This window comes from Limnothrix sp. FACHB-881 (assembly GCF_014698135.1).
Lineage (GTDB): Bacteria > Cyanobacteriota > Cyanobacteriia > CACIAM-69d > CACIAM-69d > CACIAM-69d.
This window is the reverse complement of sequence record NZ_JACJSN010000002.1, coordinates 259,509-278,431: the sequence shown is the minus strand read 5'-3', so window position 1 is coordinate 278,431 and position 18,923 is coordinate 259,509. Positions and strand designations below refer to the sequence as shown.

At 51.7% G+C, this 18,923-nt stretch carries 20 protein-coding genes; 5 read left to right on the top strand and 15 right to left on the bottom strand.

Features of this window, described 5'->3' with window-relative positions:
• Positions 1-149: 149 nt before the first annotated feature.
• The 6 genes from H6G52_RS03640 to H6G52_RS03615 form a co-directional block, all read right to left on the bottom strand.
• Positions 150-2,000, bottom strand: coding sequence for an AAA family ATPase (locus H6G52_RS03640; RefSeq protein ID WP_190526493.1), 1,851 nt, complete (start codon positions 1,998-2,000; stop codon positions 150-152).
• Positions 2,001-2,280: 280 nt separating this feature from the next.
• Positions 2,281-2,469 (bottom strand): HepT-like ribonuclease domain-containing protein, encoded by a 189-nt coding sequence (locus H6G52_RS18995; RefSeq protein ID WP_190526491.1) that lies wholly within the window; start codon positions 2,467-2,469, stop codon positions 2,281-2,283.
• Between the two features lie 18 nt (positions 2,470-2,487).
• Complete coding sequence (locus H6G52_RS03630; RefSeq protein ID WP_190526489.1) at positions 2,488-2,898, bottom strand: nucleotidyltransferase family protein; 411 nt, start codon at positions 2,896-2,898, stop codon at positions 2,488-2,490.
• A gap of 45 nt (positions 2,899-2,943) precedes the next feature.
• Positions 2,944-4,023, bottom strand: a complete 1,080-nt coding sequence (locus H6G52_RS03625) for a sensor histidine kinase (protein ID WP_190526487.1) — start codon at positions 4,021-4,023, stop codon at positions 2,944-2,946.
• Positions 4,024-4,030: 7 nt separating this feature from the next.
• Positions 4,031-5,197, bottom strand: coding sequence for an FIST signal transduction protein (locus H6G52_RS03620; protein WP_190526485.1), 1,167 nt, complete (start codon positions 5,195-5,197; stop codon positions 4,031-4,033).
• Positions 5,198-5,709: 512 nt separating this feature from the next.
• Complete coding sequence (locus H6G52_RS03615) at positions 5,710-6,258, bottom strand: hypothetical protein (protein ID WP_190526483.1); 549 nt, start codon at positions 6,256-6,258, stop codon at positions 5,710-5,712.
• A 314-nt stretch (positions 6,259-6,572) separates the two neighbouring features.
• On the opposite strand from H6G52_RS03615, the gene H6G52_RS03610 reads away from it, so the two are divergent.
• Complete coding sequence (locus H6G52_RS03610) at positions 6,573-7,868, top strand: VWA domain-containing protein (RefSeq protein ID WP_190526482.1); 1,296 nt, start codon at positions 6,573-6,575, stop codon at positions 7,866-7,868.
• Here the strand turns inward: H6G52_RS03610 and H6G52_RS18705 are convergent.
• Positions 7,865-7,996: a hypothetical protein gene (locus H6G52_RS18705; protein ID WP_255508480.1), complete on the bottom strand. Its 132-nt coding sequence runs from the start codon at positions 7,994-7,996 to the stop codon at positions 7,865-7,867. The two genes, H6G52_RS03610 and H6G52_RS18705, sit on opposite strands and share 4 nt — an antisense overlap.
• Positions 7,997-8,100: 104 nt before the next feature.
• Here H6G52_RS18705 and H6G52_RS03605 point away from each other — a divergent pair, with 104 nt between their 5' ends.
• On the top strand, positions 8,101-8,514 hold the full coding sequence (locus H6G52_RS03605; protein ID WP_190353510.1) for a hypothetical protein: 414 nt from the start codon (positions 8,101-8,103) through the stop codon (positions 8,512-8,514).
• Between the two features lie 89 nt (positions 8,515-8,603).
• On the opposite strand, the gene H6G52_RS03600 is transcribed toward H6G52_RS03605, so the two are convergent.
• A complete protein-coding gene (locus H6G52_RS03600; protein WP_190526480.1) occupies positions 8,604-9,020 on the bottom strand; it encodes a hypothetical protein in 417 nt (138 codons plus the stop codon).
• Between H6G52_RS03600 and H6G52_RS03595 the strand changes: the two genes are divergently transcribed.
• Entirely contained in the window at positions 9,019-9,198 is a 180-nt protein-coding gene (locus tag H6G52_RS03595) for a hypothetical protein (RefSeq protein ID WP_190526478.1), read from the top strand. The two genes, H6G52_RS03600 and H6G52_RS03595, sit on opposite strands and share 2 nt — an antisense overlap.
• A 51-nt stretch (positions 9,199-9,249) precedes the next feature.
• Here H6G52_RS03595 and H6G52_RS03590 read toward each other — a convergent pair whose 3' ends face one another.
• Both H6G52_RS03590 and H6G52_RS18990 read right to left on the bottom strand, forming a co-directional pair.
• Positions 9,250-9,669, bottom strand: a complete 420-nt coding sequence (locus H6G52_RS03590; RefSeq protein WP_190526476.1) for a type II toxin-antitoxin system VapC family toxin — start codon at positions 9,667-9,669, stop codon at positions 9,250-9,252.
• A 415-nt stretch (positions 9,670-10,084) separates the two neighbouring features.
• The gene (locus tag H6G52_RS18990; protein WP_190526474.1) at positions 10,085-10,249 is read right to left on the bottom strand and encodes a helix-turn-helix domain-containing protein; all 165 of its coding nucleotides are present in this window, start codon (positions 10,247-10,249) and stop codon (positions 10,085-10,087) included.
• 81 nt (positions 10,250-10,330) lie between these two features.
• On the opposite strand from H6G52_RS18990, the gene H6G52_RS03580 reads away from it, so the two are divergent.
• Complete coding sequence (locus H6G52_RS03580; protein ID WP_199312137.1) at positions 10,331-10,645, top strand: hypothetical protein; 315 nt, start codon at positions 10,331-10,333, stop codon at positions 10,643-10,645.
• Between the two features lie 111 nt (positions 10,646-10,756).
• Here H6G52_RS03580 and H6G52_RS03575 read toward each other — a convergent pair whose 3' ends face one another.
• Positions 10,757-12,931 (bottom strand): Calx-beta domain-containing protein, encoded by a 2,175-nt coding sequence (locus H6G52_RS03575; protein WP_190526470.1) that lies wholly within the window; start codon positions 12,929-12,931, stop codon positions 10,757-10,759.
• 329 nt (positions 12,932-13,260) lie between these two features.
• Between H6G52_RS03575 and H6G52_RS18700 the strand changes: the two genes are divergently transcribed.
• Positions 13,261-13,389 (top strand): hypothetical protein, encoded by a 129-nt coding sequence (locus H6G52_RS18700; RefSeq protein WP_255508479.1) that lies wholly within the window; start codon positions 13,261-13,263, stop codon positions 13,387-13,389.
• A gap of 607 nt (positions 13,390-13,996) precedes the next feature.
• Here the strand turns inward: H6G52_RS18700 and H6G52_RS03570 are convergent.
• The 4 genes from H6G52_RS03570 to trpB form a co-directional block, all read right to left on the bottom strand.
• Positions 13,997-14,713 (bottom strand): hypothetical protein, encoded by a 717-nt coding sequence (locus tag H6G52_RS03570; protein WP_099532664.1) that lies wholly within the window; start codon positions 14,711-14,713, stop codon positions 13,997-13,999.
• Positions 14,714-14,857: 144 nt separating this feature from the next.
• Positions 14,858-16,354 (bottom strand): 4-alpha-glucanotransferase, encoded by a 1,497-nt coding sequence (malQ, locus tag H6G52_RS03565; RefSeq protein WP_199312135.1) that lies wholly within the window; start codon positions 16,352-16,354, stop codon positions 14,858-14,860.
• Between the two features lie 70 nt (positions 16,355-16,424).
• On the bottom strand, positions 16,425-17,105 hold the full coding sequence (locus H6G52_RS03560; protein ID WP_099532662.1) for a sulfotransferase family protein: 681 nt from the start codon (positions 17,103-17,105) through the stop codon (positions 16,425-16,427).
• A gap of 213 nt (positions 17,106-17,318) precedes the next feature.
• Entirely contained in the window at positions 17,319-18,554 is a 1,236-nt protein-coding gene (gene trpB, locus H6G52_RS03555) for a tryptophan synthase subunit beta (protein ID WP_190353450.1), read from the bottom strand.
• Positions 18,555-18,923: the final 369 nt, after the last annotated feature.

Below are 18,923 nucleotides of genomic sequence, written 5' to 3'. Positions count from 1 at the left end.
GCTAATGTATCGTTATCTCCAACTGACGTTAATTGAGTGATGGGCAACCAAGCTTCTGGAGATATTTGCTGAGTGTGGAAGGCAATTCATTTGTAGTCTAGACCTCATATCAACTAAACAAGAATAATTTCTTTCAGTTTAGCGATGCATCAGCTCAGTTCGTCATTTAATTTGCGATCTTGAGCAAGAAGAAACTCCCTAAGAATTGGCACTACCAGTAATTCAAATTGGAGGAAATCTTCTTTTTGGCTGCGTGTCTTACAAACATAATTACAAAATTCTTGCTTTTGAAAGGTACTGATGATACTTTCCCCACCATAATCTGTTGGTTTAGTGCGCTTCTCGTAAAATTTCTCTTCAAACAACTCGACTGGAAAAAGATTTTCAATACCTTTCGTTACTTTGCTGTTATGGATATTTCGGGGTATGCAGCGACTTGAAAGTAAATCAGTATCTTCAGATTCTTTTTTTGTATCGCAGTCATAAAGAAGCAAGACTCGTCGAGGAAATCGGTTCTGGTTATTCTCTAAAAACTTACGCGCAGAATCTAAGTTGGTGTGACCACCACCTTTTGTACTTTCCTTTCCCGATTTACCCACCTCATCAATTTCTAGTTGATCTAGAAGATCAGCATGTCCCAATAACTTTAATGCTGTAGTAATGTAGGCAACATCTGTTTGTCCTTCTGTTAGCACTAGCGGCTTAGACGCTGCCAACACTTTCTCTTCGACTGCATTCTCGAATATTTGTGTTTGGCGGTAGAACTCAAATGATTTCAGAAACTCTTCAAACCTTTCGGTACCAATTCTTTTACCTGTAGGCATTTCTAACACCTGGATACCATCAGCACCAAACTCACGCTCCATACCAAGCAAAAAAAGTGGTGAATGGGAGGTAACAATAAATTGTACTTTTGGAAATAGTTTAACTAGCTTAGGAAGAACCCTGTACTGCAAATCCGCGTGTAGATGAGCATCAATTTCATCGATCAAGATGATTCCGTGAATTTCACTCAAAATAACGCTTTTTTGAAGATCTGTTCGGTCAGCATAGCGAATAATCGTAGCAAAGAGATTGAACAGTAAAGCCTGTCCTGCTGAGAGATGGATCAATGACGGGATGACAACACCATTTCCTAGACAGATTGCAACTCGTCCATATACTGCGTTACGATAGTTCAATATTAATTGAGCGCTTTCATCTTCAAGAACTGAGCGAAGCAATAATTCAACATTTTTTCGCCCTTCTTTTAGCAACAACTTGTCAGATAAGTTAGAACATGGCTGCCATTGAAGTTGGGGATAGCCCTCACCAGTAGATCTACTAACAACAATATCTCCATCAACAAGTGAATCAAGCAAAATATCCATTAGCCATTGCCTATTAGCTTCGGCAGCCTGTTCAACAATCAATGGCTTTCCTAACACTCCTAAGAATCGTTGCTCACTGCCAAATAGAGAAGTGTTTTCCACTGCACTAACATTTAACCAATGAGGACGCTCATGGCGAGAGGATGGGAAAAAACCAACTGATCCGTTTTGGAAAAAGGTTTCAATCCGCTTCTCATCTCCTGTTACTGCCTTATAAAATGGCTCATTCTCCTGCCATAGTTGTACTGTCTCGAATCGACCTCTTAGCTTTGAGATGTAGTCTTGGAGATTGATTTGACCTACTTTTTCTACATAGCAGAACTTATCGTCTGCATCTGAGAACTCTAAAAGGCTAAGACTGATTCCAGATAAGGAGCGCGTATCTCCACCGCTAGAAATCTTAAGAAATGGACTATGACCAATCTGCTGACCTATAGCTATATCGCGGAACTTCTTCTTTGCCAACTCTGCTAGTGCGTCAAGAATATAAGCCAGAAAAATAGTCTTTCCTGTTCCGTTTTTGCCTACCAGTACTAGCGGCTTAGGATTTCCTTTAATATCAAGATCTAAGGAAATATCCAGTTCAGTAATTGGGCCAACATTCTCAATCAGGCATTCGCGGAGATACATTGCTGATACTCAAATCTTAAGTTGTCTTATACGAATCAGAAACCAAGACTCATTTTCAAACTTGTACTTCGCCGCAAGAGAGTGATAAGTTAGGGTGGGCAATATCCAGTACTGTTCAACCCAAACGGCATCCACCCCTGATCGCTTTTTCCTGCCGTGCGATCAGCTTGCTTCAGCGATGGGCTATAGGTGTGAATAGGCATTGCTCACTCTACTGTCATTATTACAGTTCTAAAGAAGTTTTCAATTTCAGCTCTTCAATCACAAGTAACCCCTTAAATTATACTATATTCCAGATAATATAAAAACTAACACCATCATAGTCATGCACTAGCCGATTGCAAATTCTATTAATTTCTTGCCAAGAAATGTTCAGTAATGACTGCCGGGTTATTTCTGAAACTCGTCTTGTGACCTCAGCGAGCGAGTAGGGTAGGCAATGCCCACCACTATCCAGCCAAAGCGGCATTCATCCTCAAAATAATGATCACGCATTGATCGCAGTGCGATCAGATTGCGTTAGCGATGAGCCATAAGTGTAGGTGGACAATGCCCACCCTACTGCTGCTGCATAAATAACTTCTGCTGAATCTAAGATTGCTTGGCGGCGAAGGGCGTTATGGCTGTTCATAACGCTTTGACGAGTTAATAAATCAACTGGTCGTTGCAAGAGCGTCGCTAATTCGTCTCGCATTTGAACAAACTCCAAGCCCCAAGAATGATGAGGAACAAAGTTGACCAAGACATCCACATCGCTATTCACGGAAAAGTCGTCTCTGAGAACTGAGCCAAAGAGAGCGAGTTCAACCACTTTCCATCGTTGGCAAAACTCAGCAAGCTGTTCTGGAGTAATGCCTAATCGAGATTGAAGTTTAGGATTGAGCTGCCGTGTAGTCATTAATCATGACCTCTATTGTCTTGGCTTCTATCCAGCGCTATTGCATTATCGAGAGGTTGGGGACTGTTGTCGCACAGGAATTTCAATCATAAACTCCGTGCCTGCTCCCCTTATTGAATGACAGTAGAGTTTACCTTTGTGTTTTTCAGTGATGATTTGATAGCTAATGGAAAGTCCCAAACCTGTCCCCTTACCGACGGGTTTTGTTGTGAAGAAGGGGTCAAAAATACGTGATTGCACCTCTTCAGGAATTCCTTGACCATTATCAGCGATCGTAATTTTAATTTGATCTTGATTATTAACTTCTGTGCGTAACCAAATTGCATGAGACTTATGCTGCATCTCTTGATCAGTGCAGGCTTGATTGGCTTCTTCAATCGCATCAATAGCATTATTCAGCAAATTCATAAACACTTGGTTGAGCGATCCGGCATAGCACTCCACTGGAGGTAAGTTGCCATATTGCTTTCTAACTTGAATTTCCGGGCGAGTTGCAGTTGCTTGAAGCCGATGCTGCAAAATCATCAGAGTATTATCCATTCCTGCATGGATATCAACTGCTTTGAATTTGGATTCATCTAACCGCGAAAAGTTGCGTAACGAGAGCACAATTTTTTGAATTCGCTCACTCCCAGTTTGCATTGATCTGAGAATGTTAATCATGTCATCTTGCAAGAAGTCAAGATCAATTTCTTCACTCAAATCTTGTAATTCTTGAATGGGGCTAGAAATATATTTTTGATAGGCCGTAACAAGCTTTAATAGATTTTGAGTATAAGTTTTGATGTAAGTTAAATTGCCATGGATGAAATTAATGGGATTGTTGATTTCATGGGCAACGCCAGCCACCAGCACACCCAAGGCTGACATTTTCTCAGACTCAATTAGTTTGACTTGTAATTGCTTGAGATCCCTCAGCGCCACTTCTAGTTCACGAGTGCGATGCTCCAGATTGGCTTGGGATAGTTCAAAATCTCGAATAACAACTTTAAGGATACGTTCTCTCTCTTCACTCGCATCTTCTAGTTGTCGCCGATCGGCCTCTGAACGCTCTAATTTTTTCGTGAGAACCCGTACTTTCTTCTCTAGCTCTCGTAGCTTTTGCTGATCAGCATTGGCTTCCATAGGACTTTTATGCTGTGCCTAAAAGCAGAGTGACGAAAGTTTCTTGATGATAGTAATTAGAACCCTGTTGTTGAAGTGGTGCAAACTCGCCGTAGGTATAAAAGCCTGCGATCGGCATGATTTTAGGCAGCGCAGTTTTAACTAAATCATATTCTTCCTTGGCTCTTGTTCCCAACAGCCAACGACGACAGCAACAAGAAAAGATCAGCACTGCTTCTGGTTCGGTTCCAGGGTAATTGTCTAGGGCCATCTTGAAAGAAGTTTCAGAGGCAGCGATCACTTGGTCTCGGCTAATTTCAGCCAATTGCACGATCGCGCCTTGGGGGATGTTTCCCAAAAAATTAATACTGCCTGTTTCTAAGTCGCAGGTGTTGGGAACTCGGAGATAGCAGCGATCGCTATCTCCTTCATAAATATAGAGAGGATGCTCTGCGGTAGGAGGGCGATCGCCCAAATATTTTTGGTAAAAGTTCAGCGCCGATTGACCATCAATTTCATACAACACTGTGTTGTGAGATTTGGTGACCGTGCTCTTAGAGCCAATGGGCTGCCAACCGCAACCAGTGCCATGGGAAAAGCGCAAATCTCCAGCAAAAATTAGAACCGGCAGAGCATCGGTGAAGACCTCTGTTCCAAAAAATTGATAGGTTTTCTGGAATCGAAATTGATCGCCTGCGGTTCCACCCACAACGGGGACATTTTTCCCTAAAGCTAGCTCCAATCCTTCCAAAATTTGCTCGCCGCTGGTTGTTGAACCATCAGCCGTATAACTGGCTGGAACTGTGATGCAGAGTTTGGCGGGGGTTAGGCTTTTTTCGGTGGCTTGCTGCACGGCCTGGTGAGCAGCGGCGATCGCGTCCTGTTCGGTTTGGCGACCCACACCCGCGTAAATTTCTACGGTGTCTGAGCAAAATAGCGTTAGGGTCAGCGAGTCTTGTTGAAACCCTAAAATTGAAGATATTTCTCCATCGGTGGTGCAACCAATGAGTTGCAAACCCGGGAAAACCTGATTGATTTTTTGTAAAATTAAGGCATGATCAAAATCAATAGCCGCAAATAACAATCCTGCCTTGGGCAGCATTCCTGCCAATTCACGGGTACATTGCTCTAGCACTTCTTCAATAGCATCTTGGGAATCAGGATCATCACTATGACCAAGAACTGTTTTGAGCATGTGTCTTTCCTCTGCAAGGGGACTGATCAACGTGATTAGCTTGATTGTCCTGAAAGCTTTACGATGTCAGTCATCTTTCAACAGGAATTATTACCTGACCGACACTGACGATCAAGTTAAGTTTCATGAGCAAAAAATAATAAATGCGCTGCTTAATCTGTAATGGAGAGCACATTTGGCTTAGCGCTCTGCGTCGTTATTACGGTCTGATCAATAATTGCATGGTGAATGTATAAATAATTACCAGCTATTCAGGCATTACAACTATGGGTAGTACCTATAAAGTAAGGATAAGGTATCAAGCGAGCAGCAACGAGGCATTGCATTGATGAATTAATCATCCGATTGCGACCTCGTGATCTACCAAGAATTTGGAAAAAATTGGGCGCGCTGAACTCGCCAAACTAAACGACTAACCCGCTTTTGTTGATCCGGTCTCTTGGCTCGCAGTATCGATCACGATCGGGCGGGCGATACAAACCGATCGCCCCGCAAAATTTCTGGAAAAGGTTTTAAGGAGTCGATCGGGGAAGTGGCGGCAAAGAGCGCGGCGGGCCACCGCCGTTGAACATGTTGAACGGCGAAGCGGCGCGGCTTTGGATGAGGGCCTTGAGGCGATCGATCTCCGTCACCAGGCTGAAGGGCCGGAAATCGTTCAAAGAAGCCACCTGATCGAGATGAATCAGCGACACATGAATTGGCGTGCTGCCATTGACGGCGGCCGGTTCCGTAATGCTGCCGGGCATGACACGGTAGGCAACCAAAAATTGCTCGCCGCCCACCTCCGCAATTTCGCCCTTCGTGTAATAGTCGCTGGGAGATGCGCCAAAAATCGCCGCCGTCAGAGACAGCATATTGCTGGTTTCAATTTGCCCCGTGACACTAAACACATGCCACCGATCGTCCAATTCCTGAAGCGTGAGGCTGAGGGGAGTCGATCCTTGGAAAAAGCTGGGCGCAACGGTCTCTGCTTGGGCCGGCAACCCGATCGCCCCGATCATCACCACGGGACTCACGAAGCCAAGCAACCATCGCCGCAGATTCGGGTGAATCTTCTGCATAGAATTTTGTTAGAACCGGAGAAAGCGGGACGATTCAGAATAGATTCCGGTCGCGCTTCAGTCATAGCCTAGAAAAAAGCCATCGCTCGTGACTGCTCAATGGTTCTCAATCAATTATTGCGGTGGTGGTTTGCTGTGGGTGGTTTGCGGTGGGTGGCGATTCCTGGGGCTGCCGGTGCGCCGGTTGCCGGGGCGATGAGTGGTCTTCAGTGCGGTTGCAGGTTTCAGCGTTGGGTTCCTTGCTATCGTTTTGATGGCGATGGTTGAGGCCCGCCAGCGTTCCATGCGTTTTTCTCCGGCAGGAGGTGCAAATCATGCCAGCCCTTGTGCAATGTGCCCTCAGTGATGCCAATTTGGATGCCAAGTTGGCCCGCAACCAGCGGCAACTGGCGATTTCGGTGGCGGCCCAGGCCGGCCATGGGCGGGTGCGATCGAACCTGTGTTTGATTCTCGATCGCAGCGGTTCCATGCGCGGCCGACCGATGGAGATGGTGAAAGCGGCGGCGCGTCAGTTGGTGGGTCAGTTGGCCCTGGGCGATCGCCTGTCGTTGGTGGCCTTTGACCACGAGGCCCAAGTGATCTTGCCTTGTCAGGAAGTGGCCCCGGAGCCGCTGTCAATTTTGCAGGCGATCGAGGGTTTAGCGGCCGGTGGCGGCACTTGCATTGATGAGGGTCTGAAGCTGGGCATTGAAGAACTGGCGCGATCGCGTAAGGAATCGGGCCTTTTGGGCAATGTCAACGCCGATCACAGCGGAATTTTGCCCACTGCACCCTCGGTGTCGCAAATTTTCCTGCTCACCGATGGGGAAAATGAGCACGGCAACGATCCCCGCTGCTTAAAGATGGCGGAATTGGCCGCGAGCTACGGCATTTCAGTCCATTGCCTTGGGTTTGGCAGCCACTGGAACCAAGACACCCTGGAACAGATTGCCGACGCAGGAGCCGGGGCCCTTTGCTACATCGAACAGCCGGAAGATGCGCCCGCCGCCTTTGAAAGGCTCTTGGCCCGAGTGCAGTCGGTGCAGTTAACCAATGCGCGGTTGTTGTTGGCGTTGGAGTCACCTGTGCGCTTGGCGGAGCTGAAGCCGATCGCCCAGGTGGCCCCGGAAACGGTGGAACTGACGGCGCAGGAGTTGCCCGATGGTCGGCTGGAGGTGCGGTTGGGCGATTTGATGGTGGATGGGCCGCGGGTGGTGTTGGTGAATGCCTATGTGGCCCAGTTGCCGCCGGGGGATCATCGGTTGGTTCAAGTGCAGGTTTGTTATGACGATCCGGCGACGGGCCAGGTGGATCTGCTGTCGGAGCCGATCGCGGTGATTGGGCGATCGCTGGAACTCTTTCACCCGGCTCCCAATGCCCCGGTACAGGCTCACATCGGCGCATTGGCCAAATATCGCCAAACCCAAATTGCCGAAACCAAGTTGCAAACGGGCGATCGCCAAGGTGCGGTGACCATGCTGCAAGCGGCGGCCCAAACGGCTTTGCAAATGGGCGATCGCAACGCGGCGACGGTGCTGCAAACCCAGGCCACCAAACTCCAGGCGGGCGATGACCTGTCGGAGGCCGATCGCAAAAAGACCCGTATTGCCTCAAAAACTACCCTTCGCTAGGGGGGCGATCCCGCCCGATCGCGCCGGGCAACCCCACCCCCGATCGGCTTGGGTTGGCCACCCCTGCGGCCCATACTGGAAATGGGGTATTTTCTGCATTCCAGACAGCTCAGCGCTGAATATGGCATTGCTGCACCTTGGGATTATTTTTGGGGTTATTTAATGAGGTTAAATAACGAATTCTGGGGAACCCCGATCGCCCCCATTGTTTCGCTGAGAGGCTGACCCGATTGTGAACCGTTTTAATTGGAAATCAACCCAAGCTTGGCCCATTCTGATCGCGGCCCTGGGGCCCTGGTTGCTGATTTTAGGGGCGATCGGGCTGCTGAATGCGATCGGTTTAGGGGTGGTGGTGCAGGCGATCGGTTGGTTGCTGTTGCTGGTGATTTTGACCCCGATCGTGCTCAGTGTGGTTGGTTTGTGGTGGCTGCGGCGCAACTTGGTGGCCGGCCCCTGCCCCGCCTGTGGCTATCCCGTCACCACCCTGCGCGGCTTCAGCAGCAACTGCCCGAACTGCGGCACACCCCTGAGCGGTTTAGGGCAAACGGTGCAGCGCCAATCGGCCCCCGGCACGATCGATGTGCAAGCGGTGGAGGTGGGCAAACGAGAGCTAAGAGATGCCACCCCACCCGACCAACGCTATTGAACGCTCTTGCAGTTCTCGAATACTCATCTTGAGTACTCACCTTGAGCACTAATCTTGAGCACTAATTAACGGAAATTAATTAGTGGGAATTAATTAGTGGAAATCGAGAGTTGATAGGGTTGGCGGCCGCTGGGGTTGCGATCGCCCACAAAGATGTCATAGTTGCCCGCGCCCCAATAGCCCGGCATTTCCGCCACCCCGTTGGCCGCCGGAATGCAAAATTGACCGCTCGGCCCCACCACCAACAGCGTTAAACCATCACCCCCCTGCACCTTCACCCGCAGGGAGCCAAAATCCTGACCCACCGCCAGGCGATGGTTGGGCGTACCGGCCACAAAGCCACAACTGGTGCTGGTGCTGCCGCCGGCCGTGCCCGATCGAAGAATCGGCTCACTCATGCCCGGCCCCAGGGCAATTAAATCGGCTCGGGCCGGCGCTGCCCAAGGCACGATCGTGGCGATCGCCAGGCTGGCGGTCAAAATTGAGAAAAATCGGTTGGTTTTCATGGCAGCATCTCCTGATGGTGAGCAGCCGGGCCTCCAAAACTTGGCAGAACGCCGGATCGCGAATAAATCCAGTATGCGGCCCGCGCTCCACCCGATCGTGGAGGTACTTCCTGTTTATGAACTGGCCGCCCTCAGGGAACCCACTCCCCACAAATTCCGCGCGATCCCATGTCGCTAGACTTCACTAGCGAGTAGATAGTGGGTAATGCGTAACCTGAGTTTGATCAAGTTAGGGGCGAAAGACCCGAATAAAAGGCTCTTTGCGGTAGCGACGATAAACATCGAAATCCTGATCTAAAGTTGCAATTTCTGCAATTCGTAATCGTTCTGAAATAGCTACCAATGCTAAATCTGCAAAGTCTCCAGGCAAATCTGAGTATTGTTCATTGAGTTCTACAATTCTTTGAAAATCATGACGATTTAATGACTCACAGCGATAAATATTCTGTGCTAAGTGGTTCAGGAAAATATTTTGAACTTGCCAGCTTTTATTCAATAACCAAAGTACTTCCGTGACACAAGCCAAAGTTGTAATCAGTTCACTTCGACAAGTTCTAAAGAAATCAACAACTCGACTGTGGTATCGATCCTCAGCATTATAAAAAGCAATTAAAACGCCTGAGTCCACTAGCACTTTTGCTGACTTCATGATTGATCTGTAGTGGATTGATGGAGTCGATCGGCCAAGGCGACTCGCCTTAAATCTCGATCAGCCAAATCACCATCATGAAGCCAATGCTCTGGTAATCCACCCATGCGCTCAAGGATCGTCGGTGGCATTTCCTGTGGTTTGAACATGAAGAGCGATCGAATGACAGTCCAAAGTAGTAACCACCGATCTCGCCATGGCAAGGCTAAGGTTGCTTCACGAAGTTCCAGTAAAGTCATGCTTGTGTTTTTCTAATTAATGTTATTTGGGGTTCTGAGCAAGTAATATCTTACACTTCAAACATCCCTCATCAGTCCCAAGTACGCCCTAAAAAAAGGCCGTTTAATCCTGCAATTGGACAAGCTTTGGTCATTTGTTGGTTCCAAAAAGCAGAAAGTTTGGCTTGGGTAATCAGTCATTTCTGAAGCTCAGTGTCGCCAACTTTTTCCCCTTTCTGATAGAGGTCTTGACGCAACCGAATTGCATCGTTGCACACCATACGAGCGCAACCGAACGTCTTCGCCAGCATTAATCTTTGCAGGCGATTGGGATAGATTCGGTAGCGAAATCGTGCTTTCATAGCTAGCATTATAGAAACTGATCATAGAAAAAGCCGCCTTAAAAGGGCGGGGCTTCAGACCCTTTTCTTTTGGTGATCTCAATGCTTCATCAGCTTTTATGCGGTGCGATCGCCCTGGTTATCGGCTCCACGGCGATCGCACCGGCCCAGGCCCAACAGCGACCCAACACCCAATCAGCCCCCAGCAGCCGTTCCACCACCCCACCCGATCCCAACTGCCCGATCAAAGGCAACATCTCCCAAACCACGGACGGCCAAAGCACCGGGCGACGGCTATATCACCTGCCAGGAATGCGGGACTATGAGCGCACCGTGATCGACCTATCGCGAGGGGAACGCTGGTTCTGTTCGGAGGCGGAGGCGATCGCGGCTGGCTGGACAAAGGCCCCGCGCTAACGACTAAAGAAAGGGGCCAGGTCGATCGACCCAGCCCCTCCAAACAGAAGTGAAATTTTTGGCAGTCACGACAGGGCAGGTGCGATTCAGTTCGCTCAACCCCCTTCTGAACTAAACCGTGAACGTACTAGACGAAACGTTAGTCAGGGTTGTTGCCAATTGTGCTGGCGTAACTGCCACATTCAGCGCCACGCCCAGATACTTCTTCACGCCACTCGCATCCACGAACGTAAATGCCGAGTCATCGGCAGCCGCTCCGCCATCCGCATTAACCGTTTCAACCGAAATCACTAGGCTCGCAATGTCTGGGCCTAAGCCAATTTTATCCGTCCCAGCAACGAAACCGGTGATTTGGTCGGCGGTCAAGAAGCTCGTGGTTGCGTCGCTACCTTGATAGGCAAAGGTATTGGCTGCGCCGCCCGCCACCGTGATGCGATCCAAACCAGAACCACCCACAATCGTTGCGCCACCAGCAGCACCGACCGTGATGATGTCATCTCCTGCGCCGCCCACCAGCTTGTCGCCAGTAACCGTGCTACCCGTAATCAAATCGTTACCCGCGCCGCCATCGACGGTGAGTGGAGCAGTAGCTGCTACGCCATTAATCACGTCATTGCCAGCTTCACCACGAACTGTGGCAGGCGTTACTGGGGTAGTGGCAGGAACCGTCAACTGATCATCGCCAGCACCGCCATTAACCCCACCAGGGAAGAGACTGAGGAGACTCGCATCAATCGTAGCCGCGTTGTTCAGCTCGTTGAACTGCAACGTGTTACCCACCGCCGTACTACCCGGGGGCAGAGTGGTCGATGAGGTCGAAGCATCCTTGATCGTCAGCACCGAAGTGGCCTGAGTGCCCAACGTACCGCCAGTGGGAGCCGTCAGAGTCAGATTCACCGTCTCATCAGTTTCCGTAATCGCATCGGTTAACACCGGCACGTTAACGATTTTGACCGTTTCACCCGCCGCGAAGCTCACCACTTGGTTCGCAACCGCCGTGTAGTCCGAGCCAGCCGTCGCCGTGCCGCCTGTACCGGTCGAGAAGGTGACGGAGCCAGCTTGGGAAGTGTCGCCCGTGCGGGTGATGTTGATGGCCGCTTGTACCGTGGCCGTGCCTTCCGTCGCCGTGTAGGTTGCGCCGCTGAATTGGAAAGTGGAAGAGCCAGTGGTTCCGCCGCCGCCCGTTGCGCCCTTGTCCACGATCGTCAAGATTGCCGAATCCTGCTTGCCCAAGATTGCGCCGCCCGTGGGACGAGACAGCAACATCCGAATCGTTTCGCCGCTGTCGGCCAAAGGCGCATCGTCAATCAGATCCACCTTGAAGGTTTGGCTAATTTGACCCGGCGCAAAGTTCAAGGTTTGGTTGAAGGTTTTGTAGTCTGCGTTGGCCGTTGCCGTGCCGCCCAACACGCCCACATCCACAGAAACCGCACCCGCCGATTGGTTCACATCCCGCGTCACGGTCACTTCCACTTGGGAACCTTCCGTGCCGGTCAGGTTGGCCACCGAAAATTGCAGTGCGCCTTGGGGCGGCACAGATCCAGGTTGCACACCATCGGAACTGAACGTGCCGGGGGTGTTCATCAGTTGGTTGGCGCTGACCCCTTTCACCACCGCCAAAATTTGGTTGTTGCCTTTGTCGCGAATGATGGCGCTGCCAGCGGTTTGACCGGAACCATCAAAGATTTCCAGGTCAGACATGGTGACTCCGCCAATCAGCCGAATTTGGTCTTGGCCAAATTGGTTGAAGTCTTCAATCACGTCGGCTTCCAGGATGGTGGAACCGCCGGTGGAAATTTGACCGGTCTGGGCCGAGAAGCTGTCGCTGCGGCGACCGATCACAAAGGTATCGTTGCCTTGACCACCGCGCATGGTGTCTGCGCCCAGGTCGCCGGACAACACATCGTCGCCGTCTTCACCAAACAGCAGGTCGTTGCCTTTGCCGCCATACAGCTCGTCGCCGCCGCTGCCGCCATACAGTTGGTCGCTGTCCATGTTGCCGAACATCAGGTCATTGCCGAGTCCGCCCAACAACAGGTCATTGCCAGCACCGCCGAGCAATTCATCGTCGCCGGATTCCCCTTCCAGGGTATCTACGCCTTGGTTGCCAAACAGGCGATCGTTGTCGTTGCCGCCCAGGATGCGATCGTCTCCGTTATAGCCCCGGATGATGTCGTTGCTATCCAAACCGCTGATCACATCATTCCCGGCCAGGCTGTCGAGGGCGGCTTGGGTTTCAGTAATGGGGATGACATCGGGAAAGTTGGTTCCGTTAATAACAGCCATTGACTCCTCCAGTGGACTTGAGTTGCAAAAGGTGAGCTGTTGAGTTGAAGAGGCGCGGACGAACAGCCGCAACCATTGCGGTCACGAGTTCGAGTCCCAAACGCTGGTGCAAGTCCTGCATTCTTGGGTGCTTAGGGGCCGGTGGAACCGGAACCGCTATCGAGGTGCAAGTGAATTGCTGTTGCGTTCCCTGTGCGGGTTGGTGAACTGTGGTTCGCTGCCTATTCCTTCGGGAAGCGATCGAAGAATCCGGAAGTGGGGAAATTTTTTTTGGGGAATTTTGCGAGAACAAAATGTTCTGAAAAGTTTTCAAAAAGTTCCCGCAATTCTTGATTTTTCTGGAAAATAATCGGGAACGATCGCCCTGTCTGGTTCGTCTGGGGAGCGACTGTTGGGAACCGGATTTTCAGGATCGGCTGAATGGCGATCGCGTCTTGGCCAACGCTCCGGTGGAGTGATCGCTCAATCCGCCCAATCCCATCGGGGCGATCGGCTCGGGTTGTTTGGGGATAGCAATGGTGTGGGGTTGGGGCCTAAGGGGCGATCGAGCCAAAAGGAAGGCATCCCAGGCGGATTGATCCTGAAGGGCTGAGGAGATTTATGGGCGATCAATGGCCGATCGATCCCGTCCTTCGGTTAGGGATCATCAACCGCGATCCCCCCAAGCCTCCTGCCCATGCCTGGGAAATGCAGCTTGAGGCTAGGGTTTTCTATTAATAGTTTTCTGGTGGTTGAAGCTTAGAAATTTTATCTAATTAACTCAGTCAGTTTCTTGATTTTAAGAGTTACTGAAAACAAAACCCAGTGGTTGGGTTGATTTTAAAAGCAGGCTTTGATAGTGACTGGAATTAGAACCCAGGAGCTTGATTCTTTTCAGTAAATCGTGGTCATGGGCTATTTTTCGATGGCTCCTCAATTAAGGACGTAACCAGTATCACCAGGTTCCCAAGGGCTGGCCCGGTTCCTCAGGACAATTAGGGTGATGCAGGATGATTAGGGCAATTTGGGAAGGTTCAGGCAACGGTTACGCCATAGGCCAGCCATTGATCGCAAGGGGGATGGCGCTCAGGATCCGTCCGACTCCAGCTCATCGGGGCCGCTGTGGATGTAGTCCCGCTCAAAGGCTAGTTTTTCGGCATATTCGCCCAAGGCAACGATTCGATCGAGATCGAACACATCAAAGACAAAATCCATCACCTCGGAATGATCGAGGCTGGGCCGCCGATAGTAGTGATTACCGGATGGATCCCGCGTCACCACTCGTTCTCGAACTAACTTGTCGCGGATGGGGCGAATGTAGTGATAAAACAACAGGGCTTGGGTGGAATATTTTCCTTGCAGTTCAAAGAAGCGCTGCTGCTCCATGAAGCTCATGCAGAAAATCATGATGATGAGTTCAATGCCTACGATGAACTTCATCAAAAAGTTTAGATAATCGGGCGTTAGGCGCTCCGGAATCGTACCCGTGAGGATGTAATAACGATAGTAATATTCACGAATATCGTTTTCACCCAGATTTTTTTGCAAGTAGAATCGCTTCAGCAAGCCTTGCACCCGTCGTCGCAAAAATTCCCGCGAGCGATCGGACAAAATGATAATTTCAAACTGAATCAGATCGTTGATGGCTTGGTGTTGTTGCTCGGGGGAAATGGCGGCAAATAGGGTGAGGGCATTGAGCAAAAACCGTCTTGTGCCCGCGTCCTTCTGCCCGAATTCTTCAAGGAATGATTCGGGCATGATTCGCGCCAGATCAAGACGGCGATTGGCAAAGTTTCTGCTCATGCGGGGCGATCGCCTGATTTCATACACCCGAGTCGATCGGGTGGGGGTTATGCTCCAAAATCTGATCCTTCGTGTCCTCAGGCCGGTTTTGTGGCCTGGCTGATGATGACGACTATCAGGCGCTCGATCGTGGCAAGGTTGCCCCTAGCCCCAGCGGCCATACAAATCCACCAACTCCCGGAGTCGATCGGCCATCCAAGGGGCAAAGGATCCCTCTAAACAGCGCCACTCCCAATTACTATCGGCCTGGCCGGGCACATTCATGCGGCAATCGCTGCCAAAGCCCAAGCAGTCTTGCAACGGAACGATCGCCCAGTCGGCCACCGAGGCCATGGCCATCCGGGTGAGATCCCACTGAATGCCATCGGGGCCCGCATAGCCAGCGTAGCGGATTACGCGCTGTTGCTCCTCGGGCGATCGGCCATTAAACCAACCCACCGTGGTGTCATTATCGTGGGTTCCCGTATAAACCACATAGTTAGGACTGCGGTAATTGTGGGGCAAATAGGGGTTACCGCTGCCGGAGTCAAAGGCAAATTGCAGAATCTTCATGCCGGGAAATTGGAACTGATCGCGCAGTGCTTCCACCTCGGGCGTAATAATCCCCAAATCTTCCGCAATCACCGGCAGCTTGCCCAAGGCCCCCTGCACCGCTTCAAAAAATGCAGCGCCCGGCCCCGGAACCCAGTCGCCATTGATGGCGGTTTCTTCCCCTTGGGGCACGGCCCAAAAGGACTCGAACCCTCGGAAGTGGTCAATTCGCACCCAATCCACCATGGTGAACAAATGGCGGAATCGGTTAATCCACCAGTGATAGCCCGTTTGGGCGTTGGTTTCCCAGTCATAAACCGGGTTCCCCCACAGTTGCCCCGTGGCGCTGAAATAGTCCGGGGGTACGCCGGCCATTTGAGCCGGATCGAGGGTGTCTGGATCCAGAGCAAACAACTCGCGATTGGCCCAAACGTCGGCGCTGTCGAAGGAGACATAGATGGGCACATCGCCCACCAATTGCACGCCCCGTTCGTTGGCAGCGGTCTTCAGTTGTTGCCACTGTTCAAAGAAGACAAATTGTAAAAACCGTTGCAGGGCGATCGGCTCGGCCAGGGTTTGGCGGGCGGCGGCCAACACGGCCGGATCTCGCTGGGCAAATCCCACATCCCAACGGTTCCAAACAATTTGGCCAAATTCTGCCTTCAGGGTCATGAACAGGGCAAAATCCTCGAGCCAGGTGGCCTGCTCGGTGCAAAATTCCTCAAAGGCGGTGCGTTGTTCTGCGGTGGCATGAACTTGGAACCCAGCCCAGGCTTGGACAAACAGGCGCTCTTTGTAGGCCCGCACCGCCGCAAAGTCCACCCGATGGGGATTGAAATCGGGCACTTGTTCGAGGGCGGCGGCGGGCAGCCAGCCAGCTTCCACCAGGCGATCGGGGCTGATCAGCAACGGCTCCCCAGCGATCGCAGAAAAACTCATATAAGGCGAATTGCCAGCACCCACCGGCCCCAAGGGCAACATTTGCCACACCCGCTGGGCCCCCGCCTGCAACCAGTCACAAAAGGCAATGGCCTGGTCACCCAGATCACCCACTCCGTAGCGACTGGGGAGCGAAGTGGGGTGCAGCAAGATTCCGCTGAGTCTGGCCATGGGAATTGTTTAAACCATCCGGATCGGGTCGGAATGACTCTAACACAGGGTCAGTCTTGCTTTTTGTTGATCAGCGTTTGTAGGCTTGGTGCTCGGTTTTGTAGGCGTGGGGAAAGGGTTGATCGGGAATTGGCACACCTAAAAAAGGGCAGAGTTTTTCCCAACCATCCCCGGCGGGAATATTCATCACCAGCAGTCGATCGGGCGGAATTTCTGCCATCACCCGATCGTTATGCTCCAGATACTTCTTCTTATAAAGAAATTCGGTGGCGATCGCCGAGCCATAAACACAATTGCGCAGGTCGCGACGAAACTGTTGCGATGCACTTTCTTGCCAAAAGTTTTGCCAGCCCACTTGCCAATCCGTCGGCCAAGGCCCATGGCTCAACCAGCGATCGAGCTGCCAACGCTGGGCAAGCTGGGCCCGAATCCCCAAGCTAGGTGACACGGGGAAGCGATGATTGATGTGAAATTCCACACTGCGCCACCAGGCATCCACATCGCGCACGGTCAGGATGATTTTGCTGTCGGGATAGGCGGCCGCCAACTCCCGATAAAAATAGGCGCTGGGCAAATCCGTCACGACATCCACATCGTCGTAGCAGCGGAAATTGGGTTGGGTGACCTTGCCGCTGAGGATCTCGTTCAGGCGATCGCGATCAAAATGCAGCCCATACAACCCCAGAATCTGCAAAGCCGCATGAAGTGAAGAAGTGCCCGTTTTGCTGAGGCCCGCGCCCAAAATTTTCATGGTTGTTGCAACTCTCGCCCTCGTGCGGTTTTGGCGGTGGCGATGCTCCCCTGATTTGGCCGTCGCCCTTTGCAAAATTTCGGGGCAAAATTTTGGGGCAAAACCTCGGGAGTAGAAGGCATCCGGGTAGGGGCGTACCGCTGTACGCCCCCACGGAGGTGGCTTAGAAAATCAGCCCTTCCCGTCCCAAGCGATCGGGTGTGCCAACCAGGCCTAAGGCATCAACACCTTAGCCACCGTTTGCACATCTTTATCGCCCCGGCCCGAACAATTAATCACAATTTTGGGGCTACCTTCCAAGGTCGGGCAAAGTTTTTCCAGATGGGCAAAGGCGTGGGCTGTTTCCAGCGCCGGGATAATTCCCTCCAGACGCGACACCCGCTGGAAGGCATCCAACGCCTCCTGATCCGTCACGCTGTAGTATTCCGCACGTCCCGCATCCTTCAAGTAGGCATGTTCCGGGCCCACGCCGGGATAGTCCAACCCAGCGCTGATTGAGTGGGCCTCAATGACCTGGCCGTCGCCATCTTGCAGCAAATAGCTCATGGCCCCATGCAACACGCCCACCCGGCCTTTAGTCAAGGTAGCCGCGTGCTTTTCGGTTTCGGCCCCCTCGCCGGCCGCTTCCACGCCAATCATCCGCACGGTTGGTTCCGTCACGAACTCATGGAACAGCCCCATAGCATTGGAGCCACCGCCGACGCAGGCCAGCAAAATATCTGGCAGTCCGCCCCACTTGGCTTGGCACTGTTGGCGGGTTTCCTGACCAATGATGGCGTGGAAGTCGCGCACCATCATCGGGTAAGGGTGGGGACCAGCCACGGAACCCAGGATGTAGTGGGTGGTTTCCACGTTGGTCACCCAGTCACGAATCGCTTCCGAGGTGGCATCCTTCAGCGTGCCGGTTCCCGCTTCCACGGGTCGCACTTCTGCACCCATCAGCTTCATGCGGAACACGTTCAGGGCCTGACGCTCCATGTCATGGATGCCCATGTAAATCACGCAATCGAGGCCAAAGCGGGCGCAAACGGTGGCCGTGGCCACGCCGTGTTGACCGGCTCCGGTTTCGGCAATGATCCGCTGTTTGCCCATCCGCTTGGCCAGGAGGGCTTGGGCGATCGCGTTGTTAATTTTGTGTGCGCCCGTGTGGTTCAGGTCTTCGCGCTTCAGGTAAATTTGCGGGCCGCTGCCGTCGGGGCGGGCATAGTGCTGCGTCAGTCGCTCGGCAAAGTAGAGCGGGCTGGGACGACCCACATAGTCCTGAAGCAACCCTTGCAGTTCCGCTTGAAAGTCTGGATCGTGCCGATAGTGCTCGTAGGCCCGCTCCAACTCAGCCAGGGCGGGCATCAGGGTTTCGGGAACGTATTTGCCGCCGAACTGGCCAAACCGGCCGAGGGCATCGGGCACTTGGGCATTGAAGGTGGCGGAACGGAGCGGGGTTACGGTCACGACTAGCTGGGCTGAATTCAACACCTCCATTATCGCATTGGGCGCTGGGCTGACGATCCAAGGCCCCCGGTTAGGATTTCTGAGGATGCAAATCATTTTGCAAAGGGGAAATTCTTATCTTGGGGGAAAGTTTTCCACAGGCTTTCCACAGAAGACCCCCAAGTTTTCCACAGAAATGACGGAGTTTTCCACAGGCTATGTCGCCAACGATACGGTTTGTCGTTCAGTTGGGGATTGTTTTGGGCGATCGCCCGACTTCTCATAAAAGGCGATTTTTCATGACTTTATGTAAATTAAATGAGCAAAAATATGTGCTATCCCGAAAAAATTCTGAGTTTTTGAGCTGGATCGCAATATTTCGCAGCATTG

Bases quoted from the DNA above. Each gene is read 5' to 3' on its own strand.
- H6G52_RS03640 (WP_190526493.1), bottom strand. From the start codon at position 2,000: ATGTATCTCCGCGAATGCCTGATTGAGAATGTTGGCCCAATTACTGAA.
- H6G52_RS18995 (WP_190526491.1), bottom strand. From the start codon at position 2,469: ATGCCGCTTTGGCTGGATAGTGGTGGGCATTGCCTACCCTACTCGCTC.
- H6G52_RS03630 (WP_190526489.1), bottom strand. From the start codon at position 2,898: ATGACTACACGGCAGCTCAATCCTAAACTTCAATCTCGATTAGGCATT.
- H6G52_RS03625 (WP_190526487.1), bottom strand. From the start codon at position 4,023: ATGGAAGCCAATGCTGATCAGCAAAAGCTACGAGAGCTAGAGAAGAAA.
- H6G52_RS03620 (WP_190526485.1), bottom strand. From the start codon at position 5,197: ATGCTCAAAACAGTTCTTGGTCATAGTGATGATCCTGATTCCCAAGAT.
- H6G52_RS03615 (WP_190526483.1), bottom strand. From the start codon at position 6,258: ATGCAGAAGATTCACCCGAATCTGCGGCGATGGTTGCTTGGCTTCGTG.
- H6G52_RS03610 (WP_190526482.1), top strand. From the start codon at position 6,573: ATGCCAGCCCTTGTGCAATGTGCCCTCAGTGATGCCAATTTGGATGCC.
- H6G52_RS18705 (WP_255508480.1), bottom strand. From the start codon at position 7,996: ATGCCATATTCAGCGCTGAGCTGTCTGGAATGCAGAAAATACCCCATT.
- H6G52_RS03595 (WP_190526478.1), top strand. From the start codon at position 9,019: ATGGCAGCATCTCCTGATGGTGAGCAGCCGGGCCTCCAAAACTTGGCA.
- H6G52_RS03600 (WP_190526480.1), bottom strand. From the start codon at position 9,020: ATGAAAACCAACCGATTTTTCTCAATTTTGACCGCCAGCCTGGCGATC.
- H6G52_RS03590 (WP_190526476.1), bottom strand. From the start codon at position 9,669: ATGAAGTCAGCAAAAGTGCTAGTGGACTCAGGCGTTTTAATTGCTTTT.
- H6G52_RS18990 (WP_190526474.1), bottom strand. From the start codon at position 10,249: ATGAAAGCACGATTTCGCTACCGAATCTATCCCAATCGCCTGCAAAGA.
- H6G52_RS03580 (WP_199312137.1), top strand. From the start codon at position 10,331: ATGCTTCATCAGCTTTTATGCGGTGCGATCGCCCTGGTTATCGGCTCC.
- H6G52_RS03575 (WP_190526470.1), bottom strand. From the start codon at position 12,931: ATGGCTGTTATTAACGGAACCAACTTTCCCGATGTCATCCCCATTACT.
- H6G52_RS03570 (WP_099532664.1), bottom strand. From the start codon at position 14,713: ATGAGCAGAAACTTTGCCAATCGCCGTCTTGATCTGGCGCGAATCATG.
- malQ (WP_199312135.1), bottom strand. From the start codon at position 16,354: ATGGCCAGACTCAGCGGAATCTTGCTGCACCCCACTTCGCTCCCCAGT.
- H6G52_RS03560 (WP_099532662.1), bottom strand. From the start codon at position 17,105: ATGAAAATTTTGGGCGCGGGCCTCAGCAAAACGGGCACTTCTTCACTT.